This window comes from Lutibacter sp. (genome assembly GCF_041596795.1).
GTDB lineage: Bacteria > Bacteroidota > Bacteroidia > Flavobacteriales > Flavobacteriaceae > Lutibacter.
The window spans coordinates 1-12,073 of sequence record NZ_JBFHHX010000102.1; the positions used below are offsets into that span (position 1 = coordinate 1).

The following is a 12,073-nucleotide window of genomic DNA, read 5'->3' on the forward strand; positions in this document are numbered from 1 at the left end:
ACTTCAACCTTTATCCCAGAATAAGCATCTGTTAGTACATCTCCATCTTTAAAAATAGTTCCAACGGTCAATTCTTTTTCTCCTAAGGCCAAATCTAAACCAATAACAACAGCATCTGAATATGAATCCTTTATAAATGTTCTTTCAAAAACATACGGATTTTCGCTTAACATTTTATGAACTCCTGCACCTACAGCGGGATGATTACTTCTAAATTTTCCTAATTTTTGCCAATGCAATAGAATTTCTTTTGTGTTTTTGCTTGAAGCAATTTCATCCCAGTTCATATTAGAACGTAAGGTTGCATCACCAACTGTTCCTTCAATAACTAAAGAACGTGCAGATTCATCTCCATAATAAACTTGTGATGCTCCTGGACACAACAATAATTTTGTGGCCGATTCATAAGTTTTAGTTCTATCTTTATCAAACGGGCTTCCGTCATCATGTGAACTTACATAGTTTAAAACACCAAAACCTTTTAATTGATTATTTAAAATATTAGAATATCGTGAAAACAATTCTTCATAGGTGTTTTGAGCAGCATTCCATTTAAATTCAAAATTTATTAAACTTCTAAAGCCATTTTCAAAATAATTTACTTTTTTGTCTCCAAAGTCAAATAATTGTCCGCCACCAATTCCATAATTATATACTTCTCCTACCATATAAAACTGATTATCATCTAACACTTTATCTGGGTTATTTTTCTTCCATTCTGCAAATGCATACTCACATTCTTTTTTAAATTCTCCCCAAATACTTTCTTCCGTATGTTTTACCGTATCAGCTCTGTAACCATCAATTCCAAATTCTGTTATATAATCTGTTAACCATTTCATTATATAAAATCTTGGAGCTCTTGGATAGCCTGTTCTTGCAAAAAAGGCATCTAATTCTTTCATTTCTTGCTCATATCTTCCTTCTGCTTTCCATTTTTCAGCTAGTTCTGTTGGAATTTCAACAGCTTCATTACTTTCCGTTTTAATATCTGGCAAGTTTTTCACCAAGGTACACATTACAGTAGATTCGTAATCTTCATAAGAACATTGCACATCAGTTCTCACCCAATCAGTTGGCCAAACAGGATCTAGTTTAGTTACCGGACCTGTATGATTTATAACGCCATCTAATACAATTCTAATTCCGTTTTTATGTGCTACTTCAACTAAATTTTTTAAATCTTCTTTAGTTCCAAAATTAGGATCTAAAGCAGTCCAATCTTTCGCCCAATACCCGTGAAAACCGTAAGTTGCACCCGTACCTTCATCAACATCTCCGTGAATTTGCTCTACAATTGGTGTTAACCAAATAGCATTTATTCCTAAATTGGTAAAGTAACCCTCTTCTATTTTTTTGGTGATTCCAATAATATCACCACCTTCAAAACTTCTTAATTTTGATGTTTCTTTTGTTCTATTAAAGTTTACATCATTTTCAAGGTTTCCGTTATTAAATCTATCTGTTAGTAAAAAATAGATATTTGCATTTTCCCAAATAAAAGGAACTTCTTTAAAAGAATTTTCTGCGGCCATTTCTTGTTTTTTTGTTGTGCAATTAGCCATAATAATGGACAATACTACTACTATAATATATTTTTTCATTCTTATTTAGAATTTAATTTTGATTGTTTTTTCTGAAACTTTTTGTATTGAAATTATAATTTCAAGTGTGCCTTTTTCCTCATTCCACGTAAACTTATAACCTTTCACTTTTTTAGGTTTTTTTGAAATATTATGAACTATTAGTTTTATTTCTTTTGATGAAAATTGATAGTTTTCCCCAAGCTCTTGCTCAATTTCAACAGTTAAACAACCTTTTTTAAATTCACTTTCAAAATGCACTATTTCATACATTTCTTTCTCAAAAGCATTGGGCGTTTCACCGTTATCATTGTATATTTTTCCTTTGCTCTCTTTTACAGATTCATCAAAATAAAAATGAACATCGAAATTTTTTAAACTATAATTTACTGTACTTTGAATGGTTGAAATCATTGGAATAAATGCACCTCCACGAACGTATGTTGGAATGCTTTCTTCTGAAAGTTGCACTGTTTTTGTTTGTCCGCCTTCAATTTTATCTCCAGTATAAAAATCAAACCAATTTGAGCCATTTGGAAATGCAACTTCTTGTTCTGTAATGCCTGGTTTTACAACCGGACTTACTAAAAAATCGTTCCCCCACAAATAGGTTTTATCATTTACTAATAACTGATTATTTGAAGAATTTTCAAAAAATAACGGACGCATTAATGGTGTTCCTTTCCGATTATTTTCAAAAGCAATGGTATAATTATAAGGCAATAATTGATAACGTAATTCAATAGATTTTTTTGCTAATCCTTTAGTTTTAGGTTCTCTGAAAACGGGTTCACTTGGAACTTCTTCTTGCGCGTGTGGACGATAAATTGGCTGAAAAACACCATATTGTAACCAACGTGTGTATAATTCATCGTCTAAATTATCACCAGCAAATCCACCTAAATCAGAATGCATGTAACCTAAACCTTGCATTCCCATTTGTAAGGCAATTTCTACTTGCGATTGCAAACCGCCCCAAGTTCTGTTTACATCTCCAGACCAAGGAATCATTCCGTAATGTTGTGATCCAGAATATCCTGCGCGCATTAAAATAAACGGACGTTGTTGCGGAAAATCTTTTTTATAACCTTCAAAAATTAATTTAGCCCAATTGTGCCCATAAATATTATGAACCTCATCTGCAGTTCCAGTTGCGTGTAATAAATCCGATGGATGCACTTCTGGCTCTCCTAAATCTCCCCACCAACCTGCAACGCCAATGGTATTTAAGTTTTTATAAATATCCCAAAACCAATCTTTTCCTTCTGGTTTAAAAATATCTATAATTCCAGTATTTCCAAAGTAAAAATTGTAGGTATATGGATTCCCTTCTTTGGTTTTTCCTAAAATATCCATTTTAACAGCTTCATCCCATTTGTTAGATGTTGTTAACACAAAAGGTTCTGTAATTAAAACTGTTTTAACTCCTTTTGCTTTTAAATTAGCAATCATTTTCTCAGGATTAGGAAAGGAATCTCTATGAAATTCTAAATTTCCCATAGTTCCTTTCATTTCTTTTCCAAACCAAAATAAATCTATAATAACAGCATCAACAGGGATATTTTCTTCTGAAAATTTAGCAATGGTATTTTCAACTTCTTGTTGAGAATGGTATCCAAATCTGCTTGAAAAATTACCTAATGCCCAACGTGGAATTAAGGGTTGAAACCCTGTTAAACTTACATAATTTTCTACCAATTCTTCCCAATCATCACCAGCAATAATTTGATAGGTTTTTCTACCAGAAATTGTTTGATATGTAAGTGTATTGTTTTTATTGCTATCCAAATCTAAATAACCAATTGGTGCATTATCAAAATGAATGGCGTACATTTTTGAAGAATATACTAAAGGAATGGTAAAATTCATTAATTCCGAATGCGTTTCGTATCCGTAATGCGCTCGGTTGTACAATTGCAAACGGTTACCTCTTCGGTTCATTCCTAACGCGCGTGCACCACCACCATATAAAATTTCATCGTTGGTTAAATTAAAATCTAATTCTTCAAATTCATCATTTTTTGAATAGCCATTTTTCTCTGAAGTTAATAACTTACCTTCATAATAATAGGAAATTTGAAATGGCGCGTGAGTTATTTTTACAGAAATATCTAACATTTTAATTTCGGTTACATTGGAAGTTTCAATAATTTCCATTTTAACCGGTTTTGGTTTTAAAACAACTGCGTGAGAATTTTCAGAAAAACTTTCACCATTTGGAATAAATGAAGTTTCAATTATTTCATTTCCGTAGGGTTGAAATCTGTACAAACCATCATTTGTTTTTACCTCAACATAATTAGTATATGCTTTAACTGTTACAAACTTTCTAGCAGAATTTTGAGAATAGAAAATTGTGGTTGAAAACGTAAAAAGAAAAATTAAAAATTTTAATACTCTCATATAAATGTTTTTTTGTTAAACTGAACTTGTTTCAGCGTTTATTTTCTCATTAATAGTATATAGTAATGAGAATCTGAATCAAGTTCAGGTTGACGGTTTATTATTTTTTTAGTAAAAATTCAACTGGTATTTGAAAACGTTGACTCCAAGAATTTTCAGAATGATCGTGCCCTTCAAATTTTAAATTTTTTGAATTAGAGTTATCAAAACCTTTTAAAGTTAGCACCTCATTTACCCTATTTTGATAGGGTAAATAAAATTTATCTAAGGTTTCTGTTCCATAATCAAAATAAATTTTATGTGTTTTGGGTGAAGGTAAATTTGACTCTAAATACTTAAAAAATGATTCAGGAACTACCGAATTTTCTTGAGGCATAAAACCTATCCAATGTGTAGACAAGCACGCTGCTCCACCAAAAACTTTTGGATATTCACAAATTGCGTACATAGAAATTAATCCGCCCATACTTGAACCTGCAATAGTTGTATTTTCTGGGTTTTTATAAACCGAAAAGTTTGAATCTATAAATGGTTTTACCTCCTCAACAATAAATTTTAAATAATTATCAGATTGCAATCCTTTAAATGCCGTTCCAAACTGTTTTTGACTTTCGGAAAAAATAGAGTCTTTAAACTTTTGAGGTAATAAATTAAAAGGTTTTTGAGGGTAATAATCTGAATGTCTAATATCTTGATGATTCCAAATTGCTACAACAATGGTTTTCTTAATTTTTGCTGAATCTAATAAATTGCCAATAATTTCATCAACTTTCCATTCTTGTTTGTTCCAAGTAGTTGCTGCATCAAACAACATTTGTCCATCGTGCATATACATAACAGCATATTTTTCATTTACAGAATACCCATTTGGCAACCAAACAGCAACAGTTCTAGGTCGTACAAATTTTGAAGGAAAACTATCTATTACTTTTATAGTTCCAGAAGCTAATTTTCCTTTAAATTCTGAAAATTTTACTGGAGTATTTACAGCTGTTATTTGTTGTTTTTCTTTACAAGAAAATAATACCAACAAAATACTTAGCACTAATATTTCTTTAAAAAAACGCATTACTAAAGTTTTGTAGTTAAAATATAAATTCCTTTTCCATTAAGTTTTATAGAATTGGACCAAGTAAATTCTTCTGAAGTATTTATATTTTTAACTTTTTGTCCTGTTAATCCAACCTCAGCAAATCTTGTTAAATCTAACTCAATTTCGTTTTCATTTTTATTTAAAATTACAGTAACAATTTCATTTCCTTTAATTCTAAACAATACATAAACGCCATTTTCAGGAGCAAAATGAATAGTTTTTCCGCTATGAATGGCTTCACTATTTTTTCTGTAATTTAAAACAGTTTTTAAAAACCATTGCATTTCAATTTGTTTTTCCGATAAACCTTCACCTGTAAAAGCATTTACGCTATCTCCTTGCCAACCACCAGGAAAATCAGTTCTAATTAAACCGTGGTCTCCAGGTTTTTCGGCATCACTTAACAGCACTTCAGTTCCGTAATAAATTTGAACAATTCTTGGTAAGGCTAACAAATATCCCAAGGCCATTTTTGTTTTTAAAACATCTTGGTGTAATTGGGTGTAAATTCTACTCATATCATGATTGTCTGGAAAAATCATAATATTTTCTGGATTTGCATACGAAAAATCATTTGCCAAACCTTCGTATAATTTTACAAAACCAGTATCCCAAGACTCCTCTTCATTTAAACCATTAACAATAGCCCTTTGCATTGGAAAATCCATAGTTGAGGTTAAATTAGACTGATAACCGTCTTTATTTTTAGCACCTTTTTGCCAGTAACCAACTAACAACGGATTTAAGCTCCATTCTTCACCAACAATACTAAAATTTGGATATTCCTCCATAATGGATCCTGCCCACTTTGCCATAAATTCTTTACTTGAATATGGATAGGTATCTTGCCTAATACCTCCTAAATTTAAAGTTTCTACCCACCAAATACTATTTTGAATTAAGTACGTAGATAATAAAGGATTATTTTGGTTTAAATCTGGCATTCCATCAACAAACCAACCATCTATTAATAATTTTTTATCTGCTTCAGAAGCATAAAAATCTTGATTAGCTGTACGTCTATGGTTTGTTATAATAAAATTCCCTTCTTTTGCTTCTTTCTGATAATTTATCCAATCGTTTGCAGGTAAATCTTTCATCCACCAATGTTCATTTCCAATATGATTTTCCACCTGATCCATTATTAATTTCAATCCATTATTTCTGGCTTTATTAGACAATTCTATATAATCTTCTAAAGTTCCAAAACGCGGATCTACCTTGTATAAATCTGTCATTGCGTACCCGTGATACGAGCTTTCTTTCATATCATTTATTAACAGTGGCGTTGGCCAAATTGCCGTAAAGCCCATACTACTAATATAATCTAAATGTGCGGTTATCCCTTTTATATCGCCTCCATGACGGGCATAATCATCTTTTCTGTTAATTGATGTCTCTCTTAACGATTGATCTTTATCATTTGAAATATCACTATTTGCAAATCTATCTGGGGTTATAAGGTATATAACATCTGAACTACTAAAACCTTCTTTTAAATTAGAATTTTCTATACGTTGTTTTAATTCATAATCAACAGAAAAATTAGTTTTTTTATCTGCTTTTGAAAAATTAATAGCAAACTTTCCTACAGTTGCTTTTGAAAGGTTTAAGTTTAAAAATAGGTAATTATTATTATCTGTTTTTTTTACTTCAACTAATTGAATAGCTGAATTTTTTATGGATGGTATGTATTGTGCAATATCTTCACCATAAATCATTAACTCTAGTCGATTATTATTCATACCAACCCACCAATACGGAGGTTCTATTTTTTGTATATTTTGCCCGTTCACACTCATTATTATGAATAAAAATAGTATATAGAGATTAAATTTTTTCATTTTGAATTGATTTTTAAAAACAATTCCTGTAAAAAAATAAAAATACTATTTTTTTTACAGGAATTGGATAATTATACTGTTATTAATTGATTAGCTGGTATTAATATTTCTTTATTATTCACTATCAATTTAAGTTCTTTTTCAGATTCGTTGCGGAATTTACAGTCGGTTTGACTTTTATAAACTTTTAAAACATTTCCTCTAAAGTTAATTGTAAATGAGTACGATTTCCATTCTGCTGGTATTTGTGGATTAAATACTAAAACTCCATTTTCCCAAACACGCATTCCTCCAAAACCTTGTACAACACTCATCCATGTTCCTGCCATACTTGTAATGTGGCAACCTTCATGTACTTCATGATTGTAATCATCCAAATCTAAACGTGCTGTACGTAAATATTGCTCGTATGCTTTTGGCATTCTATCTATAGAAGCAGCCAAAATTGAATGTACGCAAGGTGATAAAGATGATTCATGTACTGTTAAAGGTTCATAAAAATCGAAATGACGTTCAACAACTTCCTTATCAAATTTATCTTCAAAGAAAAACATTCCTTGTAAAACATCGGCTTGTTTTATATAACAAGAACGAAGAATACGATCCCATGACCATTTTTGATTTATTGGTCGTTCAGATTTTGGCAACTCACTTACCGGAATTATTTCTTTATCTAAAAATCCATCTTGTTGTAAGTACACGTTATGCTCTTCACTAAAAGGGAAATACATAGCATCTGAAACTTTCATCCATTTATACGTTTCTTCAATAGATAAATTGGTTTTTTTCAAAATTCTATCAAAGTCATTTGGATAATTGTGTTTCACTTTATTTAAACAATCAATAGTATATTCTATACACCATTTTGCTAAATAGTTGGTGTAAAAATTATTGTTGATGTTGTTTTCGTATTCATTTGGACCTGTAACTCCTAAAATTACATATTGTTGTTTTGCTTCGGACCAATTAGCACGTTGATGCCAAAAACGAGCAATAGCAATCATTACCTCTAATCCATTAGAAACTACATATTCAAAATCTTGTGTAAAATTTACATAGTTGTAAATACCATACACCATGGCTCCATTTCTATGAATTTCTTCAAAGGTAATTTCCCACTCGTTATGACATTCTTCACCATTCATAGTTACCATTGGATACAATGCTGCGCCATTTTTAAAACCTAATTTTGCTGCATTCTCTATAGCTTTATCTAATTGATTGTAACGGTATAATAATAAGTTTTTAGCAACACTTGCATCTTTAGTTGCCATATAAAATGGTATACAATATGCTTCTGTATCCCAATAAGTGCTTCCACCATATTTTTCACCAGTAAACCCTTTTGGACCAATGTTTAAACGTGCATCGGTTCCCATATAGGTTTGATTTAGTTGAAAAATATTAAAACGAATTCCTTGTTGTGCTTTAATATCTCCTTCAATAATAATATCGGCTGTTTCCCAAATAGTAGCCCAAGATTCTTTTTGATCTTGAAATAATTGCTTAAAACCAATATTTTTAGCTTCACTTACATTTTTAAAACTGGCATCAATTAAATCAGCTTTTTCATAATTTAAGGAACTTACGTACGATGCATATTTATATATTGTAGCTGTATCTCCTTTTGCAACCTTTACTTTATAAGTATAGGTTAATTCTTTTTCTTCAATAGTTGTAATGTGTGTTGGCAAAACTTGGTTTCCGTTAACGGCAAAATCAATTTCCATGGCCGTTGCAACATGAAATTCGGTTTTTAATGTTTTTGCCAAAATACACCCTTGATGAGTACCTTCAACAATTTTTAAAGTTTCCCAGAAAAATTCATCATAGTTTGCATCTTCATTTTCAATTCCAGCATCAATATAAGGTGAAAAGGTTATTTCTCCCGAAAAATTAATTGCTTTTATAGCATATTCAATAGCACCAACTTCGTTGTATTTTACACTAATAAATCTTTTAGCTTGTACTTCAATTTCTTCACCGGTTGGAAGTGTGGCGTTAAAAGAGCGCCCTAACCAACCTTCTTTCATGTTTAATTCTCTTTTAAAATTGGAGATTTTACAAACATTTAAATCAAAAGTAGTTGCGTTAATTTGAATATGAATTCCTATCCAGTTAGGTGCATTTAATACTTTTGCAAAATATTCAGGATATCCGTTTTTCCACCAACCAACACGTGTTTTATCAGGATAATAAATACCCCCAATATAACTACCTTGAAACGTTTTGCCTGAATAATCTTCTTCAAAATTTGCACGTTGTCCCATTGCTCCGTTTCCTATACTAAACAGACTTTCAGAAGCTTCTACGTTTTCAGCATCAAAACCTTCTTCAATAATAGACCACTCGTTTGGTATTATATAATTCTTGTTCATAATCTTAATTTAATATTTTATTTAAAAATTCAAGGGTAAATTCAGAAGTATTAGCCAAAACATAGGTTGCTTCGCTTAATAATTTTGCATCACCAATTCCAATACTCATCATTTTTGCTGCATTTGCGGCTTCAATACCGGCAATAGCATCTTCAACAACAATACAGTCTTCAGGTTTTTTATTTAGTTTTTTTGCACCAATAAGAAACACTTCAGGATCTGGTTTTGCTTTTGAAACATCATTTCCATCAACAATAGCTGTAAACCTTTTTAAAAGTCCAACTTTATCTAAAATTAATGGTGCATTTTTACTTGCAGAACCTAAGGCATACGGAATTTTTTTAGTATCTAAATAATCTAATAATTCCGATATTCCTGGTAAAATTTCATCTGAAGTCATTTTATAAACATAGCTTAAATACTCTTCATTTTTCTTTAACAATAAAGGTTGTTTTTGAGCTTCTGTTAACTCTACCTTTCCTATTTCCAATAAAATATCTAAAGATCTAACTCTGCTTACTCCCTTTAACAATTCGTTATGTTCTTCTGTAAATTCAAAACCTAGCTCGTTTGCTAAATTTCTCCATGCTAAAAAATGGTACTTTGCTGTATCTACTATAACACCATCTAAATCAAATATAAATGCTTTCATTTTTTATTCTTAATTCTTAATTTTTTTAATTTTTATCTCCTACACTTTGAGCAGTTTCTACTGTTTCTTCGCTTTTATCTTCCACAAAACGAACTGCAACTCCTCCAAAAATCATTATTATTCCGGCAAATACCAATATATAAATACCTTCGCCTCCAAAGAAATTTTGTAAAATTGGACCTCCTAATACACCGCTTAATATTTGAGGAACTACAACTGTTAAGTTAAAAAGTCCCATATAAACACCCATTCTTTTTGTTGGTAAAGTTCCCGACAAAATTGCATACGGTAAGGCTAAAATTGCTGCCCAAGCCATTCCAATTCCAACCATAGATATTAATAATAAATATTGGTCATGGAAAAAATATGTTGAAATATATCCTATTCCACCAAACAATAATGATAATGAAAATACAAATTTTCTATTGGTCATTCTAATTAGTTTAGGCATTATTATAGAATATAAAGCCGCTACTAAACTGTATACAGCAAAACAAATTCCAACCCAGTTACCAGCATTATCAAATGCTTCTCTAATTGAAGGATCCGTAACCGTTTCTGCGTTGTAATTAATTGGCACTCCAAAATAATGTTGTGAAATTGCTGTTGTTGAGTATACCCATAATAAAAACAATGGAAACCATGAAAATAGTTGAACTATTGCCAATTGTTTCATTGTTTTTGGCATTTTTAAAATTAGCTGAAAGAAATTTTCTTTTTTTGTTTCTTCGTTTTCAGACGCTCCACTAAATGCTTCAAATTCTTTTGGTGGATATTCTTTTGTTTTAAAAACTGTAACTAATACGCTTAAAAGTAATAATGATCCACCTATATAAAACGACCAAATTACTGAAGGAGCTACTTTTCCTGCTTCGGCTTCATTTGCAATTCCTGCCCAAGTTAAAATAAAAGGTAACGCTGATCCTATTACGGCTCCTGCGTTAATTAAAAAACTTTGTATGGAATAACCTACATTTCGTTGCTCATCAGGTGTCATGTCTGCCACTAGCGCTCTAAATGGTTGAAATGTTACATTAAAAGAAGCATCCATTAATGCTAACATAGCAACTCCAAATGCTAATGCAGCACCTCCTTTTATAATTAATGGTGCATTAGGCATAAAAAACATGGCAATCATAGAGACTACAGCACCAAATAAAATATAAGGAGACCGCCTTCCTAATCGTGTCCAGGTTTTATCACTTGCTGCACCAACAACAGGCTGTACAATAAGTCCCATTATAGGAGCTACAAGCCAAAAGAACGAGAGATTATGAGGATCTGCCCCCAAACTCGTTAAAATTCGACTTGCATTTGCATTTTGCAACGCAAAACCGAATTGTACTCCAAGAAAACCGAAACTTAAATTCCAGATTTCCCAGAAACTTAGTTTCCGTTTAATCATAACGATAATATTAATAATTATACAATATAAGACCGTTGGTCTTAAATAAATGTTGTGTGAAGTGTGAATAAAATAGTAGATGTAAACCTAAATTTACAGAGCAAATATATAAATTTATATTTAACTTTTATTTTTTTGAATGGAGATTTTGTACCTAAAAAAACTAAAATTCAGTACTATAACCTTAGAGTTAACTAAAAAAAATTCTTTAATTTAAAAATAAATGGATATTTTAATACTGTTTTTTTATTAAAATTAACATTTCTGGGTAGATTTTCTAACTTTAATATTGGTTGAAATTACTTTTTTTTGATATTCTTCAGGTGCTTTGTGCTCTATTCTATTAATTAATAGTTCTGCGGCATGTTGTCCCATTAAAAAACCATGTTGTACAACCGAACTTAGTGGAGGTGACGTAAATTCTGATATTAAACCACTTGTAAAACCTATAATAGCAATATCTTCAGGTATTTCCATTCCTTTTGCTTTTGCTACTTTTAAAGCATTTGCAGCATATATTTCATTTACCGCCAAAATAGCATCTGGTGGATTTGGAATGTTTACTACTTTCTCAATTTGTTGGTATAAATTAACATCATCATCAATTTTAAATATCAAACTTTCATCAATACCAATATTATTTGCCACTAAGGCTTTTAAATATCCTTCTTTACGTAAAGCTCCAACTGTTACATAATCTTTTGTGGTAAGTAAG

8 protein-coding genes are annotated in these 12,073 nt (G+C 30.9%); all 8 read right to left on the minus strand.

The features are described 5' to 3' along the window. Window positions 1-1,604 (minus strand): alpha-amylase family glycosyl hydrolase (locus tag ABY298_RS11560; RefSeq protein ID WP_372746214.1); only part of this gene is annotated, 1,604 nt, incomplete at its 3' end. Between the two features lie 6 nt (window positions 1,605-1,610). Further along, entirely contained in the window at window positions 1,611-3,986 is a 2,376-nt protein-coding gene (locus ABY298_RS11565; RefSeq protein WP_372746215.1) for a TIM-barrel domain-containing protein, read from the minus strand. Between the two features lie 100 nt (window positions 3,987-4,086). After that, a complete protein-coding gene (locus ABY298_RS11570; RefSeq protein WP_372746216.1) occupies window positions 4,087-5,055 on the minus strand; it encodes an alpha/beta hydrolase in 969 nt (322 codons plus the stop codon). Between the two features lie 2 nt (window positions 5,056-5,057). Beyond that, complete coding sequence (locus ABY298_RS11575; RefSeq protein WP_372746217.1) at window positions 5,058-6,881, minus strand: alpha-amylase family glycosyl hydrolase; 1,824 nt, start codon at window positions 6,879-6,881, stop codon at window positions 5,058-5,060. 113 nt (window positions 6,882-6,994) lie between these two features. Continuing rightward, the gene (locus ABY298_RS11580) at window positions 6,995-9,301 is read right to left on the minus strand and encodes a family 65 glycosyl hydrolase domain-containing protein (RefSeq protein WP_372746218.1); all 2,307 of its coding nucleotides are present in this window, start codon (window positions 9,299-9,301) and stop codon (window positions 6,995-6,997) included. Between the two features lie 4 nt (window positions 9,302-9,305). Next, a complete protein-coding gene (gene pgmB / locus ABY298_RS11585; RefSeq protein WP_372746219.1) occupies window positions 9,306-9,953 on the minus strand; it encodes a beta-phosphoglucomutase in 648 nt (215 codons plus the stop codon). A gap of 25 nt (window positions 9,954-9,978) precedes the next feature. After that, window positions 9,979-11,358: an MFS transporter gene (locus ABY298_RS11590; RefSeq protein ID WP_372746220.1), complete on the minus strand. Its 1,380-nt coding sequence runs from the start codon at window positions 11,356-11,358 to the stop codon at window positions 9,979-9,981. Window positions 11,359-11,613: 255 nt separating this feature from the next. Beyond that, on the minus strand, window positions 11,614-12,073 hold a 460-nt coding region (locus ABY298_RS11595; RefSeq protein WP_372746221.1), incomplete at its 5' end, for a substrate-binding domain-containing protein.

Bases quoted from the DNA above. Each gene is read 5' to 3' on its own strand.
- ABY298_RS11570 (WP_372746216.1), bottom strand. From the start codon at position 5,055: ATGCGTTTTTTTAAAGAAATATTAGTGCTAAGTATTTTGTTGGTATTA.
- ABY298_RS11575 (WP_372746217.1), bottom strand. From the start codon at position 6,881: ATGAGTGTGAACGGGCAAAATATACAAAAAATAGAACCTCCGTATTGG.
- pgmB (WP_372746219.1), bottom strand. From the start codon at position 9,953: ATGAAAGCATTTATATTTGATTTAGATGGTGTTATAGTAGATACAGCA.
- ABY298_RS11590 (WP_372746220.1), bottom strand. From the start codon at position 11,358: ATGATTAAACGGAAACTAAGTTTCTGGGAAATCTGGAATTTAAGTTTC.
- ABY298_RS11565 (WP_372746215.1), bottom strand. From the start codon at position 3,986: ATGAGAGTATTAAAATTTTTAATTTTTCTTTTTACGTTTTCAACCACA.
- ABY298_RS11580 (WP_372746218.1), bottom strand. From the start codon at position 9,301: ATGAACAAGAATTATATAATACCAAACGAGTGGTCTATTATTGAAGAA.